At 55.3% G+C, this 23468-nt stretch carries 28 protein-coding genes and 1 pseudogene; 13 read left to right on the top strand and 16 right to left on the bottom strand.

Going from position 1 to position 23468, the window contains the following annotated elements; all coding sequences use genetic code 11:
* Nucleotides 1-37: 37 nt before the first annotated feature.
* Nucleotides 38-982, top strand: a complete 945-nt coding sequence (locus AC1RKG_RS23260) for an MBL fold metallo-hydrolase (RefSeq protein WP_392455477.1) — start codon at nt 38-40, stop codon at nt 980-982.
* Between the two features lie 5 nt (nt 983-987).
* Here AC1RKG_RS23260 and AC1RKG_RS23255 read toward each other — a convergent pair whose 3' ends face one another.
* On the bottom strand, nt 988-1881 hold the full coding sequence (locus AC1RKG_RS23255; protein WP_493183773.1) for a LysR family transcriptional regulator: 894 nt from the start codon (nt 1879-1881) through the stop codon (nt 988-990).
* 123 nt (nt 1882-2004) lie between these two features.
* Here AC1RKG_RS23255 and AC1RKG_RS23250 point away from each other — a divergent pair, with 123 nt between their 5' ends.
* Both AC1RKG_RS23250 and AC1RKG_RS23245 read left to right on the top strand, forming a co-directional pair.
* Nucleotides 2005-2745 carry an SDR family oxidoreductase gene (locus AC1RKG_RS23250; RefSeq protein WP_493183772.1) on the top strand — a complete coding sequence of 247 codons (741 nt, stop codon included), beginning with the start codon at nt 2005-2007 and terminating at the stop codon, nt 2743-2745.
* A gap of 73 nt (nt 2746-2818) precedes the next feature.
* The gene (locus AC1RKG_RS23245; protein ID WP_020828303.1) at nt 2819-3031 is read left to right on the top strand and encodes a DUF1289 domain-containing protein; all 213 of its coding nucleotides are present in this window, start codon (nt 2819-2821) and stop codon (nt 3029-3031) included.
* A gap of 75 nt (nt 3032-3106) precedes the next feature.
* Here AC1RKG_RS23245 and nrdF read toward each other — a convergent pair whose 3' ends face one another.
* The 5 genes from nrdF to AC1RKG_RS23220 all read right to left on the bottom strand — a co-directional run bounded on the left by nrdF (nt 3107) and on the right by AC1RKG_RS23220 (nt 7574).
* Entirely contained in the window at nt 3107-4078 is a 972-nt protein-coding gene (gene nrdF / locus AC1RKG_RS23240; RefSeq protein ID WP_020828302.1) for a class 1b ribonucleoside-diphosphate reductase subunit beta, read from the bottom strand.
* Nucleotides 4079-4086: 8 nt separating this feature from the next.
* Entirely contained in the window at nt 4087-6231 is a 2145-nt protein-coding gene (gene nrdE, locus AC1RKG_RS23235) for a class 1b ribonucleoside-diphosphate reductase subunit alpha (protein ID WP_493183771.1), read from the bottom strand.
* Nucleotides 6213-6617 (bottom strand): class Ib ribonucleoside-diphosphate reductase assembly flavoprotein NrdI, encoded by a 405-nt coding sequence (gene nrdI / locus AC1RKG_RS23230; RefSeq protein WP_020828300.1) that lies wholly within the window; start codon nt 6615-6617, stop codon nt 6213-6215. The genes nrdE and nrdI overlap by 19 nt, the downstream gene beginning before the upstream one ends.
* Before the next feature lie 8 nt (nt 6618-6625).
* Nucleotides 6626-6862 carry a glutaredoxin-like protein NrdH gene (gene nrdH / locus AC1RKG_RS23225; protein WP_020828299.1) on the bottom strand — a complete coding sequence of 79 codons (237 nt, stop codon included), beginning with the start codon at nt 6860-6862 and terminating at the stop codon, nt 6626-6628.
* A 280-nt stretch (nt 6863-7142) separates the two neighbouring features.
* On the bottom strand, nt 7143-7574 hold the full coding sequence (locus tag AC1RKG_RS23220; RefSeq protein ID WP_116691886.1) for a carboxymuconolactone decarboxylase family protein: 432 nt from the start codon (nt 7572-7574) through the stop codon (nt 7143-7145).
* Between the two features lie 96 nt (nt 7575-7670).
* On the opposite strand from AC1RKG_RS23220, the gene pdxR reads away from it, so the two are divergent.
* On the top strand, nt 7671-9104 hold the full coding sequence (pdxR, locus tag AC1RKG_RS23215) for a MocR-like pyridoxine biosynthesis transcription factor PdxR (RefSeq protein ID WP_493183770.1): 1434 nt from the start codon (nt 7671-7673) through the stop codon (nt 9102-9104).
* 66 nt (nt 9105-9170) lie between these two features.
* On the opposite strand, the gene AC1RKG_RS23210 is transcribed toward pdxR, so the two are convergent.
* A complete protein-coding gene (locus AC1RKG_RS23210; RefSeq protein ID WP_020828296.1) occupies nt 9171-9479 on the bottom strand; it encodes an ElaB/YgaM/YqjD family protein in 309 nt (102 codons plus the stop codon).
* 231 nt (nt 9480-9710) lie between these two features.
* Between AC1RKG_RS23210 and asr the strand changes: the two genes are divergently transcribed.
* Nucleotides 9711-10184, top strand: a complete 474-nt coding sequence (gene asr / locus AC1RKG_RS23205; RefSeq protein ID WP_493183769.1) for an acid resistance repetitive basic protein Asr — start codon at nt 9711-9713, stop codon at nt 10182-10184.
* 196 nt (nt 10185-10380) lie between these two features.
* Here asr and AC1RKG_RS23200 read toward each other — a convergent pair whose 3' ends face one another.
* Nucleotides 10381-10761 (bottom strand): DUF4440 domain-containing protein, encoded by a 381-nt coding sequence (locus AC1RKG_RS23200; protein ID WP_493183768.1) that lies wholly within the window; start codon nt 10759-10761, stop codon nt 10381-10383.
* Nucleotides 10758-12140, bottom strand: coding sequence for an MFS transporter (locus tag AC1RKG_RS23195; protein ID WP_493183767.1), 1383 nt, complete (start codon nt 12138-12140; stop codon nt 10758-10760). The genes AC1RKG_RS23200 and AC1RKG_RS23195 overlap by 4 nt, the downstream gene beginning before the upstream one ends.
* A gap of 106 nt (nt 12141-12246) precedes the next feature.
* Here AC1RKG_RS23195 and AC1RKG_RS23190 point away from each other — a divergent pair, with 106 nt between their 5' ends.
* On the top strand, nt 12247-13143 hold the full coding sequence (locus AC1RKG_RS23190; protein WP_116691891.1) for a LysR family transcriptional regulator: 897 nt from the start codon (nt 12247-12249) through the stop codon (nt 13141-13143).
* Here AC1RKG_RS23190 and AC1RKG_RS23185 read toward each other — a convergent pair.
* Nucleotides 13103-14143, bottom strand: a complete 1041-nt coding sequence (locus tag AC1RKG_RS23185) for an alpha/beta hydrolase family protein (RefSeq protein ID WP_493183766.1) — start codon at nt 14141-14143, stop codon at nt 13103-13105. The genes AC1RKG_RS23190 and AC1RKG_RS23185 overlap by 41 nt on opposite strands.
* Nucleotides 14144-14281: 138 nt before the next feature.
* Between AC1RKG_RS23185 and AC1RKG_RS23180 the strand changes: the two are divergent.
* Nucleotides 14282-15285 (top strand): annotated as a pseudogene (locus tag AC1RKG_RS23180) (helix-turn-helix domain-containing protein).
* Nucleotides 15286-15552: 267 nt separating this feature from the next.
* A complete protein-coding gene (locus AC1RKG_RS23175) occupies nt 15553-15891 on the top strand; it encodes a DUF2002 family protein (protein ID WP_048761078.1) in 339 nt (112 codons plus the stop codon).
* Between the two features lie 27 nt (nt 15892-15918).
* Here AC1RKG_RS23175 and AC1RKG_RS23170 read toward each other — a convergent pair whose 3' ends face one another.
* Together AC1RKG_RS23170 and AC1RKG_RS23165 are read right to left on the bottom strand one after the other, a co-directional pair.
* A complete protein-coding gene (locus AC1RKG_RS23170) occupies nt 15919-16365 on the bottom strand; it encodes a DUF1198 family protein (RefSeq protein ID WP_020828288.1) in 447 nt (148 codons plus the stop codon).
* A gap of 66 nt (nt 16366-16431) precedes the next feature.
* The gene (locus AC1RKG_RS23165; RefSeq protein WP_020828287.1) at nt 16432-16770 is read right to left on the bottom strand and encodes an MbeD/MobD family mobilization/exclusion family protein; all 339 of its coding nucleotides are present in this window, start codon (nt 16768-16770) and stop codon (nt 16432-16434) included.
* Between the two features lie 173 nt (nt 16771-16943).
* On the opposite strand from AC1RKG_RS23165, the gene smrA reads away from it, so the two are divergent.
* Nucleotides 16944-17516: a DNA endonuclease SmrA gene (gene smrA, locus AC1RKG_RS23160; protein WP_041415633.1), complete on the top strand. Its 573-nt coding sequence runs from the start codon at nt 16944-16946 to the stop codon at nt 17514-17516.
* Nucleotides 17517-17564: 48 nt separating this feature from the next.
* Here the strand turns inward: smrA and AC1RKG_RS23155 are convergent, their stop codons facing one another.
* Nucleotides 17565-17978, bottom strand: a complete 414-nt coding sequence (locus tag AC1RKG_RS23155; RefSeq protein WP_020828285.1) for a DoxX family protein — start codon at nt 17976-17978, stop codon at nt 17565-17567.
* A 118-nt stretch (nt 17979-18096) separates the two neighbouring features.
* Here AC1RKG_RS23155 and AC1RKG_RS23150 point away from each other — a divergent pair, with 118 nt between their 5' ends.
* The gene (locus AC1RKG_RS23150; RefSeq protein ID WP_020828284.1) at nt 18097-18375 is read left to right on the top strand and encodes a GNAT family N-acetyltransferase; all 279 of its coding nucleotides are present in this window, start codon (nt 18097-18099) and stop codon (nt 18373-18375) included.
* A gap of 211 nt (nt 18376-18586) precedes the next feature.
* Nucleotides 18587-19093 carry a DUF1543 domain-containing protein gene (locus tag AC1RKG_RS23145; protein ID WP_041414871.1) on the top strand — a complete coding sequence of 169 codons (507 nt, stop codon included), beginning with the start codon at nt 18587-18589 and terminating at the stop codon, nt 19091-19093.
* A 104-nt stretch (nt 19094-19197) separates the two neighbouring features.
* Here the strand turns inward: AC1RKG_RS23145 and AC1RKG_RS23140 are convergent, their stop codons facing one another.
* Nucleotides 19198-19932, bottom strand: coding sequence for a class I SAM-dependent methyltransferase (locus AC1RKG_RS23140; protein ID WP_493183765.1), 735 nt, complete (start codon nt 19930-19932; stop codon nt 19198-19200).
* A 161-nt stretch (nt 19933-20093) separates the two neighbouring features.
* On the opposite strand from AC1RKG_RS23140, the gene AC1RKG_RS23135 reads away from it, so the two are divergent.
* Nucleotides 20094-20546 (top strand): GNAT family N-acetyltransferase, encoded by a 453-nt coding sequence (locus AC1RKG_RS23135; RefSeq protein ID WP_493183764.1) that lies wholly within the window; start codon nt 20094-20096, stop codon nt 20544-20546.
* Between the two features lie 26 nt (nt 20547-20572).
* Here the strand turns inward: AC1RKG_RS23135 and AC1RKG_RS23130 are convergent, their stop codons facing one another.
* On the bottom strand, nt 20573-21244 hold the full coding sequence (locus tag AC1RKG_RS23130; RefSeq protein WP_046372807.1) for a winged helix-turn-helix transcriptional regulator: 672 nt from the start codon (nt 21242-21244) through the stop codon (nt 20573-20575).
* A 264-nt stretch (nt 21245-21508) separates the two neighbouring features.
* Between AC1RKG_RS23130 and AC1RKG_RS23125 the strand changes: the two genes are divergently transcribed.
* Nucleotides 21509-22294, top strand: coding sequence for a MipA/OmpV family protein (locus AC1RKG_RS23125; protein ID WP_052730602.1), 786 nt, complete (start codon nt 21509-21511; stop codon nt 22292-22294).
* Between the two features lie 190 nt (nt 22295-22484).
* Here the strand turns inward: AC1RKG_RS23125 and AC1RKG_RS23120 are convergent, their stop codons facing one another.
* Nucleotides 22485-23420, bottom strand: a complete 936-nt coding sequence (locus tag AC1RKG_RS23120) for a LysR family transcriptional regulator (protein WP_020828278.1) — start codon at nt 23418-23420, stop codon at nt 22485-22487.
* Nucleotides 23421-23468: the final 48 nt, after the last annotated feature.

The following is a 23468-nucleotide window of genomic DNA, read 5'->3' as shown; positions in this document are numbered from 1 at the left end:
TTAATACTTAGCGCTCAAACGACAACAAGGAGTCACCATGTTCTGGAAACGTTACCTGCTGGGGGCGGCGCTGGCCGTTATGTCGCTGCAAACCCTGGCCGCCGCGCCGCAGGTGAAAACCCCCACGCCGGGTTTTTATCGCATCATGCTGGGCAGCTATGAAGTCACAGCCTTGTCTGATGGCGTGCTCCGTTTGCCGGTTGACAGACTGCTGCTGAACAGTTCGCCAAAGCAGATAGAGACCGCTCTGGCCGAGCATCATCAGGGCCTGCCGGTCGTCACCTCTGTTAATGCCTACCTGATCAATACCGGCAGCAAGCTGATCCTGGTTGATACCGGTGCGGGTTCGCTGCTGGGGGACGGGTTGGGCAAACTGGTCGTAAACCTCAAGGCTGCCGGTTATCAGCCACAGCAGGTGGATGAAATTTACCTGACGCATATGCACCCGGATCATCTCGGCGGTTTGACGCAAAACGGTAAAGCTGCTTTTCCAAATGCAGTGGTGCGTGCCGGGCAGCAGGATGCGGATTTTTGGCTTAGCGAGAGTCGGTTGAAACAGGCGCCGCCGAAGGAGAAAGCCTCGTTCGAGAATGTTATCGCCGCGCTCAAGCCTTATCAGGCCGCCGGACATTTTAAAACGTTCAGTAATGATGGTGAGCTGTCGCCGGGGATCAGTGCGTTTGCCGCCCATGGGCATACGCCAGGCCACAGCATCTATCTGGTGGAAAGCCAGGGCAAAAAATTGTTGCTGCTGGGGGATTTGATCCACGTGGCGGCGGTGCAGTTCGCCCATCCGCGTGTCGCGATAAGTTTTGATAAAGATGCCAAAGCGGCAGTAGCCCAGCGGCTGCGGGTGTTTAGTGATAGCGCTCAACGCAGTGTGCTGGTGGGCGGACCGCATCTGTCATTCCCCGGGTTGGGTTACCTGAATAAACAGGGGGAAGGTTACGACTGGGTGCCGCTGGAATATGGCGCCATGTAAGGCGTTTATCGGTTACGGGCGGCGAACACTTTGCTGAAAAAGTCGATGAAGACCCGAACCCGCGGTGAAAGTTGGCGGTTGCGCGGGTAGAGCAAGGAGACCGGCATCGGAGTGGAGGGGAATTGCGGCAGCAGGGGCAGCAAGCTGCCGTTGTCCAGGCTGTCGCGCAGGTGATAACGCGGCACCTGAATGATCCCCAGCCCCATGCGCGCCGCAGCAACCAGGCTTTCCGCCGCGCTGACCGACACCGTGCAAGGCAATGTCACCTGCCGCGCCTGGCCGGCCACAGTAAATTCCAGCGGCATCAGGGTGCCGCTGGCCGAGGAACGGAAGCCCACCATGCGGTGGCCTTCAAGTTCGCTGATGGAATGCGGCGTGCCAAAACGTTGCAGGTAGTCCGGGGCGGCGCAGGTAACCTCTTCAAGCTCGCCTAACCGACGCGCCACCATATCGCTGTCTTTCAGTTTGCCGACCCGCACCACGCAGTCGATACCTTCGCGCACCGGATCTACCAGCCGATCGCCCTCGCTCATAAAAAGTTCGATATCCGGATATTGCGTCAAAAAGTCGGGAAGTTCCGGCATTAAAAAGTGACGTGCCAACGTGCCGTGCACGTCGATGCGCAGCAGCCCACGCGGTTTGGCACCGGCAAACGCCATCTCGGCATCTTCGATATCCGCCAGAATAGTCAGGCAGCGTTGATAGTAAGCTTCGCCATCCAGCGTTGGGCTGACGTGACGGGTGGTGCGTTGCAACAACCGCACCTGCAGCCGGGTTTCCAGTTGCTTGATGGCATCGGTCACCGTCGATCGCGGCAGGTTCAGATCCTGTGCGGCCTGGGTAAAGCTGCGTTGTTCCACCACGCGGGTAAACAAGCGCATGGCATCGATTCTGTCCATGGTTATTGTTCGCTAAATTCGGATAGTGATAACGAAGAGTAGGGGATTATTCGCCGGGGCGAAAGGTGCATGATGTTGTCACGCCGGTAAGTCGCCGGCGCATAGCCGACGAGGATAGAGAGCATGAACACCAAGACTCAGCAAGTTGCTATTGTCACCGGCGCATCGCGCGGTATAGGCGCGGCCATTGCCGAACGCCTGGCTGCCGACGGTTTTACCGTGATCGTCAACTATTCAGGCAATCAGGCATTGGCCGATGAGCTGGTGCGCAAAATTGAACAAAGCGGGGGGCGGGCGCTGAGCGCCAGGGCGGACGTCAGCGACGCCGCTGCCGTTGCCCAGCTGTTTGACCGTGCCGAGCAGGCTTTCGGCGGCGTGGATATCCTGGTGAATAACGCCGGGGTGATTGCGCTGGCTCCGGTCGCAGAAATGAGCGATGCCGATGTCGATCGGCTGATCGGCATTAACCTGAAGGGGACCTTCAACACGCTGCGAGAGGCGGCGAAACGCCTGCGCGACAACGGGCGCATCATCAACTTTTCATCCAGCGTGGTCGGGCTGCTGCAGCCGAGCTACGGCATGTATGCCGCCAGCAAGGCCGCCGTCGAAGCGCTGACCAGCGTGCTGGCGAAAGAGCTGCGGGGGCGCAATATTACCGTCAACGCTATCGCGCCGGGCCCGACCGCCACCGGGCTGTTCCTGGACGGTAAAACGCCGGCGCTGATCGACCGGCTGGCGAAAATGGCCCCATTGGAGCGTCTGGGTCAGCCGCAGGATATCGCCGCGGCAGTGTCATTCCTGGCCGGTGCAGACGGTGCCTGGATCAACGGCCAAACCCTGCGGGCCAACGGCGGCATTATCTGATTTTACCGGGGCGGTTTCTCTCGCGGCAGGATCGGGTATCCTGTCGCGAGAAATCCACCGGAGGAAACGCCTTATGGTAGGCCGCAGCAGAAGAAGAAAAACCGGCAGTCAGATTGACGATGGCGTGCGTTCACCCTGCAATAATGTTTGCCAGATCGACACCGAAAACGCGTGGTGCCGGGGCTGTTGGCGCACGCTGGAGGAAATCGCCGCCTGGTCGAGTGCCGATGACGAGGAAAAGCGGGCCATTTGGCAGCGCATCCGACAGCGTACCGGAAATATCTAAACTGTAGGGGCGCGGTAGCCTGCGCCCGTTCAGCGGTTATGGTTTAGAGCGAAGTGATTCGCCCCGCGATTTCACTCAGAAATCCCAGTCGTCATCTTCAGTGTTGACCGCTTTACCAATCACGTAAGACGAGCCTGAGCCGGAGAAGAAGTCGTGGTTCTCGTCGGCGTTAGGCGACAGCGCCGACAGAATGGCCGGATTGACCTGCGCCATCGACGGCGGGAACAGCGCTTCGTATCCCAGATTCATCAACGCCTTGTTGGCGTTATAGTGCAGGAAGGTTTTCACGTCCTCAGTCCAGCCTACACCGTCGTACAGCTCTTCGGTGTAACGCACCTCGTTATCGTACAAATCCTGCATCAGATCGAAGGCGAAATTTTTCACCTGTTGGCGCCGCGCCGCGTCGACCTTCTCCAATCCTTTTTGGAATTTATAACCGATGTAATAACCGTGCACCGCCTCATCGCGGATGATCAGACGGATCAAATCGGCGGTGTTGGTCAACTTGGCGCGGCTCGACCAGTACATCGGCAGATAAAAGCCCGAATAGAACAGGAACGACTCCAGGAATACGCTGGCGACCTTCTTCATCAGCGGATCGTCGCTGCGGTAGTGGGCCAGAATGATGCTGGCTTTTTTCTGCAGCGCGCGGTTTTCCTCGCTCCAGCGGTAGGCATCGTCGACGTCCGGTGTCTGGCACAGCGTAGAGAAAATTGAGCTGTACGAACGAGCATGCACCGCTTCCATAAAGCTGATGTTGGAGTACACCGCCTCCTCATGCGGCGTAATCGCATCTTCGATCAGCGCCGGCGCGCCCACGGTATTTTGAATGGTGTCCAGCAGCGTCAGGCCGGTGAACACCCTAATGGTCAACTGCTGTTCCTTTGGCGTCAACGTTGCCCACGACGGAATGTCGTTCGACAGCGGCACCTTCTCCGGTAGCCAGAAGTTGGAGGTCAGGCGGTTCCACACCTCCAGATCCTTATCGTCTTCGATGATGTTCCAGTTGATCGCGCGCACCAACTGCGCCGGTTTAGGGGTATTCATAGATTGCCTCACAGTGCGCAGGACACGCAGCCCTGCACCTCGGTGCCTTCCAACGCCATCTGGCGCAGGCGGATGTAATAGATGGTTTTGATGCCTTTACGCCAGGCATAAATCTGCGCGCGGTTGATGTCGCGGGTGCTGGCGGTATCGCGGAAAAAAAGCGTCAGCGACAGCCCCTGATCGACGTGCTGAGTGGCGGCGGCATAGGTATCGATAATTTTTTCCGGCCCTATGTCGTAGGCATCCTGGTAGTACTCCAGGTTGTCGTTGGTCATATAGGGCGCCGGGTAATAGACGCGACCAATTTTTCCCTCTTTGCGGATCTCGATGCGTGACACGATCGGATGGATGCTGGAGGTCGAGTTATTGATGTAGGAGATTGAGCCGGTGGGCGGTACCGCCTGCAGGTTCTGGTTGTACAAGCCGTGCATCATCACCGACTGGCGCAGCGCCAGCCACTCTTCGCGGCCTGGGATGGCGATATTGGCGTCGGCGAACAGCGCGCGAACCCGTTCGGTTTGCGGCTGCCATTCCCGTTCGGTGTATTTGCTGAAGTATTCACCTGAAGCATAGGTCGACTCTTCGAAGCCGCCGAATGCGCTACCGCGCTCGATGGCCAACCGGTTAGAGGCGCGAATGGCGTGGTAAGCGACGGTATAGAAATAGATGTTGGTGAAATCAATCCCTTCTTCTGAGCCGTAGAAGATGCGTTCGCGGGCCAGGTAGCCGTGCAGGTTCATCTGGCCGAGGCCAATGGCATGCGAACTGCGGTTGCCTTCGGCAATCGACGGCACCGAGCGAATGTCGCTCATGTCCGCCACCGCCGTCAGCGCACGGATCGCGGTGTCGACCGCTTTGCCAAAGTCGGGGGCATCCATGGTTTTGGCGATGTTGAGCGAACCGAGGTTGCAGGAAATATCCTTGCCTACCTGGTCGTAGCTCAAGTCATCGTGATAGGTGCTGGCGCGGTTAACCTGCAAAATCTCGGAGCACAGGTTGCTCATGTTGATGCGCCCGGCGATCGGGTTTTCACGATTGACCGTATCTTCAAACATCATGTACGGATAACCGGATTCAAACTGGATCTCCGCCAGTACCTGGAAGAATTCACGCGCATTGATGCGTGATTTGCGGATGCGCTTGTCATCCACCATTTCGCGGTACTTCTCGCTGACGCTGATTTCCGAGAACGGCACGCCATACACTTGCTCGACGTCATAGGGCGAGAACAGGTACATCTCTTCGTTATTCTTCGCCAGTTCGAAAGTGATATCCGGGATCACCACCCCCAGCGACAGCGTCTTGATGCGGATTTTCTCGTCGGCATTTTCACGCTTGGTGTCGAGGAAACGCAGAATATCCGGGTGATGAGCGTTGAGATAGACCGCACCGGCACCCTGACGCGCGCCCAGTTGGTTGGCGTAAGAGAAGGCGTCCTCAAGCATCTTCATGATAGGGATCACCCCTGAAGACTGGTTCTCTATGCGTTTGATCGGAGCACCGACCTCGCGAATGTTGGTCAGTAAAAACGCCACGCCACCGCCGCGTTTTGACAGTTGCAGCGCAGAGTTCACCGCCCGACCGATTGACTCCATATTGTCTTCGATGCGTAACAGAAAACAGGACACCAGTTCGCCGCGCTGCTGCTTACCGCAGTTGAGGAAAGTGGGCGTCGCCGGCTGGAAGCGGCCCGAGATCATCTCCTCCGCCAAATCTTGTGCCAACGCGGTATCACCTGACGCCAGCGTTAAGGCGACCATGCACACCCGGTCTTCGTAGCGTTCCAGGTAGCGCTTACCGTCGAAGGTTTTCAGCGTGTAGCTGGTGTAATACTTAAAGGCGCCGAGGAAGGTCTCAAAGCGGAATTTTTTCGCATAGGCCTGTTGGAAAAGCTGTTTGATAAAGGCGAACTCGTACTGCGCCAACACGCTCTGTTCATAATAACCTTCCTCCACCAGATAGCGCAGCTTCTCCTCCAGGTTATGGAAGAACACGGTGTTTTGGTTCACGTGCTGCAGGAAGTAGTGCCGCGCTGCTAACCGATCCTTGTCGAACTGGATACGGCCTTCGGCATCATAAAGATTGAGCATCGCGTTGAGCGAATGGTAATCCAGCGCGCTTGCGGCGGGCCGGGTCAGTTCTGTCGTTGCCAAAATGCGGTTACTCCCTGTCGAACGTTTGCAACGTCTTGTGTGGTGCCGAGCAGCTCAAAGCGGTAAAGAAAAGGCACCTGACATTTTTTGGCGATGATGTCGCCGGCAATGCCGTACGCTGCGCCGAAATTGGTATTCCCGGCGGCGATAACGCCGCGCAGGAAAGCGCGATTTTGTGGATCGTTGAGAAAGCGGATCACCTGGATCGGCACGGCTCCTACGGCGCTGCCGCCGCCATAGCTGGGCACGATCAAAATATAGGGTTTATCCATCAGCAGTTTGCTGCGGGCGCCGGCGATAGGGATACGTATCGCCGGCAATCCCAGTTTTTCAACGAACCTGTGGGTGTTCTCCGAACTGCTGGAGAAATAGACCAGCGGGTTCATGGGCAACCTCAGGACGCCAGGGCGTGGGCCAGCGCGCCGATTTTGTCCGGCCGGAAGCCAGACCAGTGATCTTCACCGGCGATAATCACCGGAACTTGCTGATAGCCAAGGGATTTAACATGGTTCAGCGCCTGCTGATCCTGGGTGAGGTCGATCACCTGATAACCAATCCCTTGTTTATCGAATGCGCGATAGGTGGCGTTGCACTGGACACAGTCCGGTTTACTGTAAATAATAATGCTCATGATTCGCATTTACCTTTTAGGCTGAAGGAAAGGCGGACAGGTCAGATAACGGAGCATTGAACGGCGTTTCTGACGGCGTTACCAACCGCTACATGTTCCCTGCGGTTGATGAGTTAAATACTATATGTGGATATTTAATTTATCAACCACGCTATATATGGTGTTTTGGTGGGATTCACGTTGAGGCCGCATCAGGGCTGGAAAAGCAGAGGGAAAAATTTTTTTGGCGGTTGTTGGCGGGAAACCCCTCTCGGGCGAGAGGGGGGAAAGTGCGGTTTCGTCATTGACGCATGCTGATGGCCAGGCGGTTAAAGGCGTTCATGATGCTGATGGCGAAGGTTAAATCGGCAATTTCCGCATCGCTAAAGTGCGTCTGCAGCGCTTCAAACGCGCTGTCCGGTGCGCCAGTTGCGGCGATCAGGGTCACGGAGTCTGCCCACTCAAGCGCCGCGCGCTCGCGGTCGCTGAACGCATGACTCACGCGCCAGCCCGCCAGTTGGTCCAGCTTGGCGTTGTCAACGCCACTTTCTCTCAGTGCTTTACCATGCATATCCAGGCAGTAGGCACAGCCGTTAATCTGCGATACGCGCATAAACATCAGCTCAATTGTCGCCTTGTCCAGCGCGCCTTTCTCCAGTGCCATCAGGGCGGTCACCATGCCTTTGTAAGGGGCGGGAGAGAGTTCGGAATATTTCAAACGTTGCTTAATCATGGTCAACCTCAGTTAGCGAACAGCAGAATAATGAGGCTACTTTAATGGCGATATGGACTATGCTATAGAGCCATAAAATGATTATTTAACCAGGCCATGATGCGTCAGTTTCTCTCCTCTTTGCGGCTGGATGCTCAGCTCGCAGATCCTTTGTACCGGCAGATTTATCTGCGGATTAAAGACGCCATTGCGCAAGGAAGCCTGCTGGCGGGCAGTCGGCTGCCTTCGGTGCGTGGGCTGGCGAGCGATCTGGGCGTGGCGCGGGCCACGGTGGAAAGCGCTTACGGCCAACTTATCGCCGAAGGTTTTCTGCAAAGCCGGGGACAGGCTGGCACTTATGTTTCGCCGCAGCTGCAGAATCTGCCGGTACGCGCAGCATTGACGACGGAAGTGTTGCCAGCGGTGGCGGCGAATCCATTGCATCCGAGTGGTGCGACGCAGCCTTTTCAATTGGGGTTGCCGGCGCTGGATGCTTTCCCGCGCGCACTATGGCAGCGGATTGTCGGTCGCCAATTGCGTACTGCTCCTTTGGCGGCCATGGCTCATCCGTCAACTCAAGGGTTGCCCGATCTGCGCGCGGCGATCGTGAATTATTTGCAGCTTTCGCGTGGTATCAATTGTCGACCGGAACAGGTTTTTATTTGTGCCGGCTATCAGGCATTGCTGGATTTGGTGATCGGCACTTTACTCAAGACCGGTGACGAGGTGTGGCTGGAAGACCCCGGCTACCCGGTGACCCTACCGCTATTTCGCGCCGCCGGCATGCAGCCAGTGGCCGTGCCGGTTGATGAGCAGGGGATGAATATCGCCGTCGGTGTTGCCGCGGCACCTCGAGCACGTATGGCGGTGCTGACGCCGACCCACCAGAGTCCCCTGGGCGTCTCGCTTAGCCTGGCGCGGCGTATGGCCTTACTGGAGTGGGCACAGCAGCAGGGGGCATGGATACTTGAAGACGATTACGACAGCGAGGTTCGTTATCATGGTCGGCCGCTGCCGCCGTTGAAAAGTCTCGATCGTCAGGGCAGGGTGCTGTACGCCGGGACTTTCAGTAAAACCTTGTTTCCGGCACTGCGTATGGCTTATTTGGTAGTGCCGCTTGAACAGGTGGACGCTTTTGGACGCAGCAGCCGGTTACGCGGTTGCGGCTGCCCGCCACTGATGCAGGCTAGCGTGGCTGATTTTATCCATCAGGGGCATTTCTATCGCCATCTGAAACGTATGCGGCCTCTCTATCGCCAGCGCCGTGAATGGCTGGCGCAGGCGCTTGCACGACAGCTGGGGGAGTATTTGACGGTATCGTCGCAGGCCGGGGGCATTCAATTACTGGCACGATTGACGGCAAAAGGCTTGGATCGGAGGATCGCGCAAGAGGCCTGGCAACGCGGGTTGTCGATACAGGCACTTTCGGATTGGCACATAGCCAGTGCGGCGGGAGATGGCCTGCTGATGGGGTTTGCCAACTTTACCCAGCAGAGCGAGGCTGAGCGGGCAGTGGCCAGGCTAGCCGAGTTGTTTGACGCCACAAATTAAACGGCCCGCGGTTTCCCACGGGCCAGACGCACATCTGTTGTTTTATCTTTATGACTGCAAGGGGTGTTAACGCCGGGCCAGCAGAACGCCGAGGACGATGCCAACCGCGGCCCCGATCCCTACGCCCTGCCAAGGTTTGTCGCGCACGTAGCTGTCGGCTTGTTCGACGGCATCGCGGGCGTGCTGTGTCAGATTGCTGGAACCATTGAAGCGAGCACGGGCGTCGCGTAACACGCCTTTGGCTTTGCTGTGCAGCTCTTTCAGTTCCTCTTTGGTTTTGTCACCGGATGCACGTAGCACCTCATCCAATGTATCAGCCAAAAGAGTGACGTCCTGATCAATGTCGCGTTCTACTTTTTCTGATTTCTTAAACATTCGACTCTCCGTTTTTGACACATGTCTCTTAAGTGTAGACCATTTCTCAAAATGTGCCGGCGATCACGGTAAAATACCTGGTGGGATAACGTCATCGGCGATGCCTGTCTGTGTTGTACATTTGGTTACTCGGCGAAACCAATCACTCACGGAAGCGGCTCATCGATTCCTCTAGTATCTGCTTCAACGGCCCAACGGGGCTTACTGAAAAAACACTCTGAGGAATTAAAGATGAAAAAAGTATTAGCCCTGATCGTTGCTGCCACCATGGGTCTGTCTTCTGTTGCTTTCGCTGCTGATACTGCTGCAGCTCCGGCAACGGCTGCTCCGGCTGCAACCACCACTACCGCTGCGCCAGCTGCTGAGAAGGCTCCTGCTAAAGCCACTCATCATAAGAAAGCGCACCACAAAGCGACCAAGAAAGCCCCAGCTCAGAAAGCCCAGGCGGCTAAAAAGCACCACAAAGCCACCAAGAAAGCCCCGGCTCAAAAAGCTCAGGCCGCTAAAAAGCACCAAAAAGTAAGCAAAAAAGCTCCAGTACAGAAAGCTCAGGCTGCTAAAACTCACCACAAAGTAAGCAAAAAAGCGCCAGCTCAAAAAGCCCAGGCTGCTAAAAAACACCACAAAAAAGCGCCAGTGCAGAAAGCTCAGGCCGCTAAAAAACACCACAAAGCCACCAAAAAAGCAGCAACTCCAGCCGCTTAATTGAGTGAGGAATGCGGTGCCTGAGGGGGCCGCATCATCCCGACGTTATTGAGACACCCGGCTTGGCCGGGTGTCTTCTTTTGAGGGCTAGCTCATGATGATCAATCGCTATCTGTTCGAAGTGATTTTCAGCGCCGTCACCCTGTGTGGGCTGATCGTGGCCTGGGAACTGTTTCTGGCCGACGGTTTTCTCTGATTACTGCGCGATGGGCGTTTCATGCAGGTGCCGCCAGCCCAGCCCGGTTTCGGTTTGTTCAAACACCACGGTGGAGTTGCGCAGCGTCGCCGCCTGTCCAGGCAGCCTCTGTTTCTCGCGATAGCTGACCACTGCCCCCGTCGGCCATTCGGCCACCAACGTCATCTCTTCTATGCTGATTGCCAACCCCGGTTTGGCGGCCCGATGCGCACGGAAAAACGCGCTCAGTGCGGCAAAATCGAGTCGGCTGCCGTTCAGCGCGATCATGCTGAAGGCGGGATCAAAACGAGCCAACAGCCCCTGTTCATCTCCGGCCCCTTTTTCCAGCCAGTTTTCAATGGCGACGTGTGCGTTGATCACTTCGGTAAAATATTGGTTCATTGGTGTTCCTGTTGAGTATTGAGACGGCGCACTATGGCGCGGTTTGCGATGCGCAGGCACAGCAGCATGGGGATCAGCGTGCTGGCGGCGGCCAGGTAAAAACAACTTTTGTAGGCGACGGCGGGGGTAAAATGTTCCAGCAGCAGGTTGAGTAACAAGCTGAGCAGGGCGACACCCAGGCAGAAGCTGAGCTGTCGGTTGATATTCCACAGCGCACTGGCGTCGGCCAATTGCTCATCGGCAATATGCAAAAATGCGCTGCTCTGCGCGGTGCTGCTGCACAGGCTGCCGCCAAAGCCCATCAGGGCGAAGGCCGCAACCTGCAATCCGTAATCCCCAGCGTGCGCAATCTGCGACAGCGCCAAAATGCCCAACCCTTGCAGCAAACAGCCGAAGATAAACAGCGGTTTCGGGCCAAAATGGTTAAATTTCCTGCCGGTCAACGTGATGGCCAGGAACGAGGCCAGCGACCAGGGCAGCATCAGGCTGCCGACCTGCGCGGCACGCATGCCCAACTGATTTTGCAAATACAGCATGGCGATCAGGCTGACGCCGATAAACAGGCCGGGGATGCACTGATAAATCATCATCGACGTGCGCAACAGCGGATCCTGAACCAGGCGCAGGTTCAGCAAAGGGTGGGTAATGCGCAGGCTACGGCGCAGGAAATAGGTCAAGGCGATCGCTCCTGCGGCCAGCAGTAACGCGCCTTGCGCAAGGCCCCCGCGTTCCCCCAGCCGGGTGAGGCCCAGTAAGATCAGCGTCAGGGCCGTACAGGCGCTAAGCAACCCCTTGATCTCGAGCGGTCGACGTTGCGGATCGGGTACCTGAGGGCGCAGCCAGAGTGCGGCCAACAGCAGCGCCAGCGCGGCGAGCGGCAGGTTGGCAAAGAACACCCAGCGCCAGTCGAGCCGGTCGACAATAAGCCCCCCCAATGCCGGTGACAGTGCCGGGGCCAGCAGGCCTACCAGCATAATGGCGGCGGAAAGCCCCGCGCGCTCATGGCTACGGTACAGTTGGTAGGTCAGCGTTTGGCCGATCGGGATCAGCAACCCGCCGCCCATACCCTGCAGCACTCTCCAGCCAACCAGTTCGCCGATGGAATCGGCATAGCCCGCCGCCGCCGTTGCCAGCATAAACAAGGTTAACGACAGCAAAAACACCCGCCGTCCGCCAATGCGCTGCGCTAACCAGGCGCTGAGCGGGATCACCAGCGTCAGGCCGAGAATGTAGCCGTTACTGACCCAGGCCAATTCACCGACCGAAGCCTGCAGCGCATGACCGATTGAGGGGTAAGCGACGTTGGCGATAAACATGTTGATCAGATCGACAAAAAATCCGAGCAGGTAGACGATTGCGACTTTGATGCGATAGGGCATGGTGCCTCCGGTTGAAGGCCAGCAGTGTAACGGGCGGGAAAGTGCGGATAAATCGGCTACGAGCGATTACACTGTCAAAATTATTTTGATAATAAGGGGCAACAACATGCTTAACCTGCAGCGTTTGGCTATATTCGTGGCCGTGGTGGACGCCGGCAGTTTCACCGCTGCTGCGGTGGCGTTGGGGCAAACTAAGGCGGTGGTCAGCTTCAATGTCAAACAGCTGGAGAGCGAACTGGGGGTGTCGCTGCTGGTGCGCAGCACCCGACGGCTGGCACTGACCGACGCCGGCGAACGTTTTTATCAACGTTGTCTGCGGTTGTTGCAGGATGCGGAAAACCTCTTGGATGACGTACGTCGGGATCACCATGGATTGAGCGGCGTATTGCGCATCACCACTACGCCGGAATACGGCGCTCAGGTGGTGGTACCGGCGTTGGCGGCGTTTTCCCAATTGCATCCGCGCCTGCGCATTCAGCACGTTTCCTCTTCCTATCATGCCGATTTGATTTCAGAGCGTTTCGACGTGGCCATCCGGCTGGGACAACTGGCGGATTCCAGCCTACGGGCGGCACTGCTCGACAGCTTTGCTATTGTGCCGGTCGCCTCGCCAGCCTACCTGGCCCGCCATCCCATTGCGTCTCTGGCCCAACTGGCACAGGCACAGTGGATTGCTCACAGTCGCCTCAGTTCGCCGCTGAGTTGGCAGGTCATTACCCCTGAGCGCCAGGCGGTGCTGTTCAAAGTGGAAGATGCCGCCACGTTGATGGGCGACAGTGCCGCGGCGCTGTTGGCGTTTGCTTTGCACGGTGCCGGGGTGGCGCTGTTGCCCGAATGGCTGGTGCGGCCTGCCCTCGCCGAGGGCAAGCTGTGTCCGCTACTCACGGACCATCAGTTTCCTGCGCAGAGTATTTATGCGCTATACCCCAACACCCGCCACGTACCGGAAAAGGTGAGGGCGTTTATCGATTTCCTGCGGGCGCGGGTAGCCACGGATGAATAAATGCCATGATGGCGGCCAGCGTTTGCCGGTGTACGGCTTCGCGTTGTTCGCTGGAAGAGGCGCAAAGCACCGCCCCATCATCTTCTTCACTCGCCAGGATTTGCCGGCCTTTGGGCTGACAAACCGGCAGGAAATCGAAATGATTGCCGCTGGATAGCCTCAGTGCATGAATAGGTTGCTTTCCGTTATCCGCCGCCAGCGTGGCACCGCCAAGCCCGGGTTCCTGGCCGTCGGGCAAAAAGTGCTGTGGCTCGACGATCAGTAACGGTGCGCTGAGCCGACGCAGGCTGGTCGGCAGCAGGTAGGGCACCATGCCGGGATCTAGAGCCACCGCAAAGCGAATGCGCGGGTCGGTGTAGTCGGCGTCAAATGCCCTGGCGGAAAGCTTCGTCAGTGCGACGTTGGCTTGTGTATAAAACTGACAGTTGGGCGACTGCGGTGCTTGTCGGCAGCCATCGATGAAATCGCTCAGCCGGACTTTACCGCCGATAGCTGCAATGGTGCTGTAACCGCCCTTGGAGTGGCCGATAACGCCAATCGCCTGAGGGTTGAGCATCGGCTTCCAGCGAGGGTCGGTGGTGACGGCGCTAATCAAGGCGGAAATATCGCTGGTTTGTAACCACAGCTCGGCAGATAAAGCCGGAACCGAGTTACCGGTAGTGCTGCCTGGGTGGTTGGCCGCCACCACGATCGCGCCTTGTTGGGTCAGCGCTGCCGCCAGCCAGGCCTGGCTGGCGTTATTGCCGCCGCTGCCGTGGCTGATCACGATCAGCGGAAAATGCCCACTTGCTGCCGGCGCGTCCGGCTGACTCTCAATGCCGGTAAAGACCCGGTTTGCACCGATGAGCTGCGGTTTAGCCGTTTCAGTGGTGGGGTAGTAAATTCGGCTGACTAACGAACGCGAGCCGGCCTGAAAGGTTTCATCGTGGGTGGCGACCTGATAGGGGGACGCGCTCGCAGTACCGCACCACAGCATCAATAACAACAAGGTTGTTTTCATTTTCACTCCTCAAGGTATCGAGATTGAGAGGGTGGCATTGGCGGCGCCATCCGGCGACCTCGATCGCGATCCGGGTCGTTAAATGATTGTTTTAACAGTACACTGTTGATTCCGTGTGCAAACGACAAGACCTTGATGATGCCGCTTATTCCTCTCACATTTCTGTTCGGTCTGCTGTGCCTGGGGCTGCTGTATCGCCTCGGTCGTCCAACGGCGCGGCGCTGGGTCTTTCAGCTATTGTTGTTGCTGTGCGCGTGGCAAAGCCTGCTGGTGGGTATCCGTTATGGCTACGGCATAACGCAATTCAATCGGCTGCAACCGTTCGGCGCGATGGCGATCCCTTCACTGGCTTATGTCGCGTTTTTGGTGAGTACTCAGGGCCGTTTGCGGCGGCGCGAACTGTGGCATCTGATGCCGCTGTGCCTGACGCTGTTGGCCAGCCTGACGGCGCCCTTTTTGCTGGATGCCATGATTGTCGGGGGTTATCTGGGGTATGGAGCCGCATTGCTGTATGCGTTGCGGCGCGGTGAAATGCTTTGCCGCAGGTGGCGCTGGCGGAAAGTTGGCTGAGCTATCGACTGTGGCGCGGTGTGGGGGGCTTGCTGATCATGGTGGCGGTAGCCGAAGGGGTGATTGCGCTCGACTTTTCCCTGTTTGACGGGCGGCACGCCGGTTGGCTGGCAACGATCGATAATCTGTTGGTGGCGTTGAGCCTATGCTTGGTGCTGTCGCGCAGCCGACCTGCGGAAAGCCCGGTTGAGGTCATATCGGAAACGGCGGATAGCGGGGGGGAAGATGAGGATCAACTGGCCGAGTGGTTTGAGCGGGTGCAACAACGGCTGCTGCAAGATGACTTCTACCTGGAGCCTGAGCTGAACCTGGCCCGGCTGGCGCGCAAGGTGGGCTTGCCGGCGCGACGGGTTTCGCAGGCTATCAATCGGCATACGGGAATGAATGTGTCGCAATATGTGAATCAACTGCGTATTCGTCAGGCGGCGCAGTGGTTGCTCGCCGGTGATGAGCCGGTGACTGATATTATGCAAAAGGCCGGATTCACTACCAAATCGAATTTTAACCGCGAATTCTTGCGCATTCAGGGTGTGAGCCCAAGTGAATGGCGCAGGCAACAACAGCGGCTTTAAATAATACTTTGTTATCCCTTGCCGGGTTTGGATCGGGGCTATGCTAAATGCTGTTGATGAGCCGTACGGGCGTGCCGTCAATCTCTTGATTTTACGGTACTGAGGGTGTTTCCGGGCGTGATGTTGACGCTGCGCCTGCTGTTGCAAAAACGGCAAAATACCTGGTTAAGGAATATTCCTAAACCCACATCCATACCGAAAAATTTATTGTTTCATCTCATGATTACGGTAAGGTCGCTCAGCGGTCCAGAACGAGAGGAGAAATCGATGTATTTACGGCCGGATGAAGTGGCTAGAGTGTTGGAGAGTACGGGGTTTGAGCGTGATTATGTCACCGATCAAGCCTATGGTTACCGCAAGGGTGAGCACTACGTGTATGTGAATCGTGAAGCGCGGATGGGCAGAACCGCGTTGGTGATCCACCCGGCGCTGAAAGAGAAAAGCGTGCATTTCGCCACGCCGACCTCGCCGATACGCACCAGCGATCAGTACCTTGAGTTTCCCCTGGATTTAAGCAGCGATACCCCGAGTGCGCGTTATGGCATTCCCCACGGTTTCAGCTCGCGTGACGCGCTTTCGCGCTATATCTACAGCATGTTTCTGTAATGCATCCCCCGCCTGCGGGGGACATCTTCACCAATTGGCAATGGCTTCCTGGTTAAAACGCTCGTTGTAGGCGCGGCGGAACTGTGCCAGCTCGAAAGCATCGATATCCAGATCGGCAAAATAAAACAGCGCTGCTTCGGTGTGCTCGGCATGTAACTCTGGCGACAGACCGGCACGCAGCAGGGTTTCCCGCCACAGGGCAATCTGGTGGTCGTCTGCCTGTTTGATAAAGGTCAGATAGATAAACAGCAAATAGGCCGCCTGGTGCATCTCTTCGGTGTAACCGTTATTCAGCATGCGGATAAAGGTCTGGCTGTTGCGGCTCCCCATCTCCTGAATCATCGATTCAATCAGCATAGGTTTCACTTTCAACAGGTGGGCCAGAGAGTCAATGGCTTTGCGGGTATCGGAAGTTAGAATGCGGTAACCAATAATAAATACAACGATCAGGGCAGCGATGATGATCCAGGTCATTTATGATTTATTACACTCTCGGAACGCCAGTATTTGGCAGGAGGCGCTGCAGGACAGCGCCCGGTGTCAACGCTGTTCGCCGCTGAAATTGTCGGCTGCCCGCTGCTGATTGCGCAGGTGGTGGTTGAAGCTGGCGGCATCTTTGGCCAGTGCGTCCAGATGGGCGCCCAGCATTTTAATTTGCTTCACCAATGCGTGCTGCTCCGGCACTGAACTGGCGGTGCTCAGCTTGCGTACCAACTGTTCGTTCTGCATACGCAGTGCGACTTCGCGCTGTTTAGCCTCTTCCAGCAACTGCTGCAGGGCCTGATAGCTGTGCTGCCATTCACGGTGCTGCTTTTCGAAGCTGGCCTGCAACTCACTCATGGCATTTTGAAACTGGGTTTCCAGCTCGCGCATTTTCATGGGATCGATCCTTTGCGGCACTCAATAATGGTTTTGCAGTATAACGAAAACTGCACAGAACCTCACCCGTTGACGACGATTGCGGAAAATTCCCGGCTTGCAACCGGAGCTGTGGGTCTTACAATCAGGCTTATTCCGGCATGAAAGGCTTAGTGTCCAAGAGTGGCTTTGAGATGAGCAACCAAGACAAAGATTTTTTTGAACAGGCGATGGCGGATGTCATTCCGTTATCCCGCGGCCCCGAGACGTTGTACTTGAAGCCGCAGGAGACCATGGATAAGCGCGCGCGCCGTGAAGCGCAGGCGCTGCAGCAGGAAAACTTTCTCAGTACCGGCTTTCTCGAACTGATCCCCTGTGAGCAACCGTTGGAATATAAAGGCGAGGGCATTCAACAGGGCGTGCTCGACAAGCTGAGCCATGGCCGCTACCCGCCACAGGCCAGTCTGAACCTGTTGAAACAGCCGGTGGAGGCCTGTCGGCAAGCTCTGTTCCGCTTTATTGTACAGGCGGAAAAGCAAAGTCTGCGTTCGCTGCTGATCGTTCACGGCCGTGGGCGAGATGATGAAAGCCACGCCAACGTGATCCGCAGCTATGTCGCCAAGTGGCTGGCCCAGTTTGAGCAGGTGCAGGCTTTTTGTCGGGCGTTGCCGCGCGATGGTGGTGAAGGTGCCTGTTACGTGACGTTGCGCAAATCTGCACAGGCGAAAGCCGATAACTTCGAACGTCACGCCAAACGCAGTCGATAAACGGGCAACAGAAGGCCAGCCGGTAGCGGGGCCACCGGCTGGTGGGGGTTATTTATTGAAGAATTTATAATCCAGCGAATAACGTCCGGCGCCGGTGACCGCCAGCAGCAACAGCCCGCCAATAATGCTGATGTTTTTGAAGAAGTTTATTTCATTGCCCATCATTTCCATGCCGGTCATTTTCCAGAATGGGTGGCCGATAAACGCGGTGCCGAGTACGTAAAGGGCAAAAATAACCGCGATAGGGCGAGTAAATAACCCAAGAATAAGCGCAATGCCGAAAAAGAACTCCACCACCACGGCGATAATCGCCGCTAAATAAGGCATGGGCGTACCATACCCTTCCATTGCCGTGACGGTTGCACCAAAGCCAACCAGCTTCATCCAGCCAAATATGATAAACAGGATCATCAACAATATTCGGGATAGCAGAATAACGCCGTCTTTTGAGCTTTCACCCATTTTGAACTCCTCAGCCACTGTCACAATTATGTTGTGTTACTGATTAAAGAGTAGACTAATATTGGCTTTGTTGTAGCGACAACCGAGAGTTACGCACTTTTTTATAGGAATAAATTCTATGGATCTTAAATTTTTGGAAGATGAAAAGCGTTTCTATATAAACGATCAGCAGGGGAAGATGATTGCCGAGATATCTTTTGTGCCCAGCGGCGACAAATTAACCATCATTGATCACACCTGGGTTGACGAAGTGCTAAAAGGCCAGGGGGTAGGTAAAAAGTTGGTGGCGCTGGTGGTTGCCAAAATGCGCGCGGAAAACCGCAAAATCATTCCGTTATGCCCGTTCGCCAAACACGAATTCGACACCACGCCAGAATATCAGGATATACGCGCCTGAAACCTAGCGGGGCGTAACCACGTCCCGCTGCTCAGCACATGCCAAAGTTGCTACCACTGCGTTGGCCGGAACCTGCGGTCTTTGCGCGTAATCCATGCTGATAAGCTTTCCCCCCAATAGCGAACTCGCTCTTTGTGGCAGCGCTGGTTGCATAATAATCGCTATATAATATATTACATAACGATTATTAAAACAGCGGGATAGCAATCTAATGCCGGGATTATTGATGTTCTATGTGGGCGGCACCGCACCGGGTGCCAATATCGAATTGCACGACGTACAATTCGTTGCAGCGGAGCGGCCAGAACAGGCTTATCCCTTGCTGCGCGAGAAATGGTTTGGCGATAAGAACAAGGTGCATGTTGATGGCTATTCGCGTATTGAATGGGCGGATGGCTATGACGTGGCGCTGAAGGCAGAGCCGTTCGTCGGGCCGGAGAAGCTGTTCTTCGTTAACGTGGGCGGTTACCGCAGTGACGAGTTGGCTGAGCTGCACGAGTTTGGCCTGTTTGTCGCGCACAGTGCGGATGAAGCCAAAGAAAAAGCCAAGCAGACGCTACTGACCGGCAGCTTCAAGCAGCATAAGGATGATCTGGCAGAGGTGGATGATTGCCTGCTGTTGCAGTCACTGCAGGGTTACCATGTTCATTTGCAGGCCAATGCGCAGGGTAAAGCGGCGCAACCGCTGTGGCAGGGCTATTTGCCGATCGGCGAGTAGAACGTGATAGCGGCGCCGATGCCTGCAACCGCGGCCTAAGCCATTGGGGGGAGGCAGCCTCCCCAATATTGGATGTGTTCAGGATTTATTGCGGAAAAGAAGCATTAAGCAGGTTTATGAGCGGCGAGAATAAATATCATTGGGCGCTCTTTTTCTTCGTCCAGCGCCGGGTTTTCTGCGATTTGTTGAGCCGAAGGGCCCCATTCGTTCAGATAGCTAATAACGAAGCCTTGCCGGATCAGCAAGTTTACGTAGCTGCCAAGCGTGCGGTGCTGCTTGATGACCCCATCTGCCAACCAATTTGAAATCCGCTGACCTTCCTGCTGATAGCCGTTAACCGGCCACGACTTCTGCCCGTTTTGATCGACCCACCATCCCTGATGCTGTGGTGCGGTATAAATGGGGTGCTCGGCGGTGAAGATAAACTGCCCGCCAGCCGCCAGCGCCTGATAAACCGTGGCGAACAACCGTGCCAGATCTTCGATGTAGTGCAGCGTCAGTGAGCTGTAGGCGATATCAAAAGACGCCTGCGGCAACTGAAGCTGCTCCAGATCCTGCTGGCGGTATTCAATGCCGGCATCCTGGGTCATCGACTGCGCTTTACCGAGCATTTTTTCTGAGACGTCCAACCCCAGTAAGCTTACGGCGCCTTGTTCACGAGCGCTGCGGCAGAACCACCCGTAGCCGCACCCGAGATCGACTACGCGCTTGCCGTGCAAATCCGGCAGTATGCTGCGGATAGTCGGCCATTCCGGTGCGCCGTCCAGCCCGTTAACCGAGCGGCTGAGCTGGGCATAGCCGTCGAAGAAGGCCTGATTGTCATAAATATTTTGCGTCATAATGACTCCTGTTTTGGTGAAATCGCTGCCGGTTAAGGGGCAGCGTCGCCATATTATCTGCCCACCCTGCTGATTTCCATGATAAAGGTCGTGCTAACCTCCACGGGTTACCGCATAATTTTACGCCAGAAAAAGAATGAAAAATCACCTCAGGAAAAGATATGAAGATTATTTCGGTGCGTCAGTCCCCCGAGTTTAAACAGCAAGCGATCGGTTATTTCCAACAGCAATGGGCTTCGGAAGAAACGCTGATGATGTATGAGGATGCCATCACTCGTTGCATCGGTGCGGCTAATCCATTGCCGCAGTGGTATTTGCTGGTGGATAACAGTCAGATCCTGGGGGGCGCAGGATTAATCACCAATGATTTCATTAGCCGCGGTGAACTCTATCCATGGCTGTGCGCGCTGTATGTGGAGGAGGCCCACCGTAACCGCGGTTACGGCAGGTTGTTGATTAACCATGTAGCGGATGAGGCTCACCAGCTGGGTTTCCCACAGTTGCATTTGTGTACCGATCTGGAAGGCTACTACGAGAAACAGGGGTTTGCCTTTAATGGGTTGGGTTACCATCCCTGGGGCGAGGCTTCGCGAGTGTATACGCGGGATCTGTAAGAGGATTAACTGGCTCTGATAGCCAGTTAATAACGCTTTGGCAGCCGGTTAACCGCCAGCAAAATACCTTTTTCGACGGTAATATAATCTCCCTTGCGCAGGTCAGATAATATTTTCATGATGCCACTGCGCGAGAGCTGCGTTCGTTGCTGAATATAGCGTGGGACCGTAGTGGATAAGCGAAAGGCTTCTTTTTCATTCATTAGCATCAGCAAGTGATTGCAGACAACCTCGTAGGCATCGTTGCCTGACAATAACCTGTCGCGGATGCTCAGAACTTGGATGACATAGGCTTGTATATGCACTAAGTTTTGCCAAAGGTTTTCCCGTGCCAGCGTTTCCAGCACATCACTTTCCTGGTACATCACCAGTTCAACCGGTGATTCGGCCAGGAAAAATATCAACTCTTTAGGGAAGAAGGTTTCCGCGATACCGGCGAGCGAGGGTTCTCTAAAGTTGGCTATTTTCAAACCATCACTGTCGCGGCATGCGGACATTTCACCGGACTGGAGCAAGAACCAATGCCGAATGCCATTGTGAAATAAGCGAATTTTTTTGCCCGCTGGAAAAGAACATTTTTTACCATAGGGCATTAAGGCGTGCTTAATCGCCAAGATATGCTCTATCGGCTTATCATCTTTATTAAATAAAGTGGCTGAGTTTCTTTTCCCAAGAGTGAAGAGAACGTCTGTTTCCATAATGTCATGTTCCAGGGGCGTAAATTTATTACGGTGAAGCCAGGGTCGAATTTTTCCGCATACTATATTATGCCTTGTAGCTATGCAATTATGCAGCTCTGTCTGGTGGGTGGTGGCGGGCTGTGAATGGTAAAATAGGGTGAATATAATTAAAAATCAATTTGTTGCCTGGTGTGCATTTTTGGACACTTAAGCCGCTATCAGACAATTACCCTGGTGGAGTAGTATGCACGGCGTTTGATGCTCCCACTATGGATGATAATAATGAAACCGTGCTCAGATTTTCTAACTCCTCGCATTAGGGGGAGTAAGTTTAGTATTTCTCTTTCGCTAATTTTCGCTTACCTTATTTATTCGCCTTTTTCAGTTGCAGCGAGCTGGTCCTTAGGGGCAGCTGCGATGGTGAATGATTATGGTTATGTTGATACCGATGCTAAAACCCAGGGATTGCCCACGTTAAACTATGAGAAAGGGAACTTTTATATTCACTCTTTGGCGGCGGGGTATTATCTGCTGAATATGCCAAAGGATCAGATTTCGATCATCACCTATTATTCCCCCCTGGGTTTTGATCCGGATGATAGCAATAACAGCCAAATGAAAAAGCTGGATAAGCGCGATGGCACAGTAATGGCCGGGATGGCCTTCACCCATAAAGAGAAATGGGGGGTTATTCGCGCCTCGCTGGCTGGTGATACCCTTGATAACAGTAACGGTGTGGTAGGGGACGTGGCCTTTTTGTATCCAATCAAGGCGGGCAAGCTACGCCTTGTTCCCGGTATTGGCGCGGTCTACAACAACGGTAACCAGAACGATTACTACTATGGCATTGGCCATGCGGAGGCAAAAAGCAGCGGTTTCTCAACGTATTCGGCCGGAGAGAGCTGGAGCCCTTATGTGGAGCTGAGCGCCAACTACCAGTTTAACGAACATTGGTATGCCTTGGCGTCAGTGCGTGCCGTGCAGCTGAGCAGTGAAATCACCGATAGCCCAATGGTGGATAAAGATATCTCCAGCCAGGCTTTACTGGGCGGTGGATACCGATTTTAAGCTACATGTTCGTAAGCCTGTGCCGCCTTCAGGGCTTGCGTGCCTGTCTGCTCTGGCGACGCGACCAGGTTGCGAGCGAAGTGACGATCGGGAAAGACCGGTAAACGAGTAACTGTCGACGGTTCGGAAAGACGAACAGCATCACCTCGCTTCGGCGGGGTTTTGCTTTTAGTGTTTGTGGCCGTTATCGCTAAATCAGGCGCTGCTCATGCAGTTTCATATTATGCATGATGCTGTCCATCATCACCTGAACCCTGTGGGGTAACACCCCACGCTGGCGATAAATAAGAAAGGCTTGCATATCGATACAGCGCTCACGTTCAATACAAGGCATCAGTGACCCCGATTCCAGCGCAGAAGCGACGGAGTAATAAGGGGCATAGACGATGCCAAGCCCCTGTTTTGCCAGCTCGATGGCCGGCAGAATATTGTCGCATATGCTGCTGCCGGTGACTGCTACCTGCATCAATTGGCCCTGAGAACTATAACAGCTCCAGGTATTGTGGCTCCCTCCCAGCACCCGCAAGGTAATGCAGCGATGCGCAGTCAGCTCCTCTGGCTCGACAAGAGGGGCGTTCGCGATATAGTCCGGTGAGGCAAATAACCCGACGCGAAAACGGGTCAGGGGCCTGGCGATCAGGCTTTCATTTTGCGGCTGGAAGAAACTGATCAACAGATCGCAGTCACTGTCGAATACCGCACCGTACTTCTTCTCACGTTCATCCGGATTGCGGGTAACCAAATCGACGATCAGCTCCGGCGATTCGCGTAACAGCGGCGGCAGCAGATAACGGGTCAGGAATGAATGGATACCAATAGGTGCGCCCAGCGTCACCATGCCATTCAGACTGCGTTTATAGGTACCTGATATATCGAGCAGATCGTTATGCTCATCTAACAGCTGAGTGGCTCGGCGTAAAAATTGTTCGCCAAACTCGGTTAGCGACAAGCTGCGCGGGGTGCGTAAGAAGATCTCCAGGCCAAGCCGGCGCTCCAGCGCCGTCAGGGTGCGCGACACATTTGACTGTGGCATGTCTAGCCGCTGAGCGGCCTTGCTGACGCTGGCCGTTTCGGCAATGCAGCGAACGATCCTGAGTTCGTCGATCTTGAAGTCTTTTGATTTCACTCTACGCGCCAGTCTGATTTTGTATATCAAAAATGATATACATTTTTG

The organism is Serratia sp. GW822-FHT06D09, from assembly GCF_058799515.1.
This window is presented reverse-complemented; position numbering and strand designations above follow the sequence as displayed.

What these genes read in the sequence shown, in the direction of transcription:
- AC1RKG_RS23260 (WP_392455477.1), top strand. Translation starts at nt 38, where the DNA reads ATGTTCTGGAAACGTTACCTGCTGGGGGCGGCGCTGGCCGTTATGTCG.
- AC1RKG_RS23255 (WP_493183773.1), bottom strand. Translation starts at nt 1,881, where the DNA reads ATGGACAGAATCGATGCCATGCGCTTGTTTACCCGCGTGGTGGAACAA.
- AC1RKG_RS23250 (WP_493183772.1), top strand. Translation starts at nt 2,005, where the DNA reads ATGAACACCAAGACTCAGCAAGTTGCTATTGTCACCGGCGCATCGCGC.
- AC1RKG_RS23245 (WP_020828303.1), top strand. Translation starts at nt 2,819, where the DNA reads ATGGTAGGCCGCAGCAGAAGAAGAAAAACCGGCAGTCAGATTGACGAT.
- nrdF (WP_020828302.1), bottom strand. Translation starts at nt 4,078, where the DNA reads ATGAATACCCCTAAACCGGCGCAGTTGGTGCGCGCGATCAACTGGAAC.
- nrdI (WP_020828300.1), bottom strand. Translation starts at nt 6,617, where the DNA reads ATGAACCCGCTGGTCTATTTCTCCAGCAGTTCGGAGAACACCCACAGG.
- nrdH (WP_020828299.1), bottom strand. Translation starts at nt 6,862, where the DNA reads ATGAGCATTATTATTTACAGTAAACCGGACTGTGTCCAGTGCAACGCC.
- AC1RKG_RS23220 (WP_116691886.1), bottom strand. Translation starts at nt 7,574, where the DNA reads ATGATTAAGCAACGTTTGAAATATTCCGAACTCTCTCCCGCCCCTTAC.
- pdxR (WP_493183770.1), top strand. Translation starts at nt 7,671, where the DNA reads ATGATGCGTCAGTTTCTCTCCTCTTTGCGGCTGGATGCTCAGCTCGCA.
- AC1RKG_RS23210 (WP_020828296.1), bottom strand. Translation starts at nt 9,479, where the DNA reads ATGTTTAAGAAATCAGAAAAAGTAGAACGCGACATTGATCAGGACGTC.
- asr (WP_493183769.1), top strand. Translation starts at nt 9,711, where the DNA reads ATGAAAAAAGTATTAGCCCTGATCGTTGCTGCCACCATGGGTCTGTCT.
- AC1RKG_RS23200 (WP_493183768.1), bottom strand. Translation starts at nt 10,761, where the DNA reads ATGAACCAATATTTTACCGAAGTGATCAACGCACACGTCGCCATTGAA.
- AC1RKG_RS23195 (WP_493183767.1), bottom strand. Translation starts at nt 12,140, where the DNA reads ATGCCCTATCGCATCAAAGTCGCAATCGTCTACCTGCTCGGATTTTTT.
- AC1RKG_RS23190 (WP_116691891.1), top strand. Translation starts at nt 12,247, where the DNA reads ATGCTTAACCTGCAGCGTTTGGCTATATTCGTGGCCGTGGTGGACGCC.
- AC1RKG_RS23185 (WP_493183766.1), bottom strand. Translation starts at nt 14,143, where the DNA reads ATGAAAACAACCTTGTTGTTATTGATGCTGTGGTGCGGTACTGCGAGC.
- AC1RKG_RS23175 (WP_048761078.1), top strand. Translation starts at nt 15,553, where the DNA reads ATGTATTTACGGCCGGATGAAGTGGCTAGAGTGTTGGAGAGTACGGGG.
- AC1RKG_RS23170 (WP_020828288.1), bottom strand. Translation starts at nt 16,365, where the DNA reads ATGACCTGGATCATCATCGCTGCCCTGATCGTTGTATTTATTATTGGT.
- AC1RKG_RS23165 (WP_020828287.1), bottom strand. Translation starts at nt 16,770, where the DNA reads ATGAAAATGCGCGAGCTGGAAACCCAGTTTCAAAATGCCATGAGTGAG.
- smrA (WP_041415633.1), top strand. Translation starts at nt 16,944, where the DNA reads ATGAGCAACCAAGACAAAGATTTTTTTGAACAGGCGATGGCGGATGTC.
- AC1RKG_RS23155 (WP_020828285.1), bottom strand. Translation starts at nt 17,978, where the DNA reads ATGGGTGAAAGCTCAAAAGACGGCGTTATTCTGCTATCCCGAATATTG.
- AC1RKG_RS23150 (WP_020828284.1), top strand. Translation starts at nt 18,097, where the DNA reads ATGGATCTTAAATTTTTGGAAGATGAAAAGCGTTTCTATATAAACGAT.
- AC1RKG_RS23145 (WP_041414871.1), top strand. Translation starts at nt 18,587, where the DNA reads ATGCCGGGATTATTGATGTTCTATGTGGGCGGCACCGCACCGGGTGCC.
- AC1RKG_RS23140 (WP_493183765.1), bottom strand. Translation starts at nt 19,932, where the DNA reads ATGACGCAAAATATTTATGACAATCAGGCCTTCTTCGACGGCTATGCC.
- AC1RKG_RS23135 (WP_493183764.1), top strand. Translation starts at nt 20,094, where the DNA reads ATGAAGATTATTTCGGTGCGTCAGTCCCCCGAGTTTAAACAGCAAGCG.
- AC1RKG_RS23130 (WP_046372807.1), bottom strand. Translation starts at nt 21,244, where the DNA reads ATGGAAACAGACGTTCTCTTCACTCTTGGGAAAAGAAACTCAGCCACT.
- AC1RKG_RS23125 (WP_052730602.1), top strand. Translation starts at nt 21,509, where the DNA reads ATGAAACCGTGCTCAGATTTTCTAACTCCTCGCATTAGGGGGAGTAAG.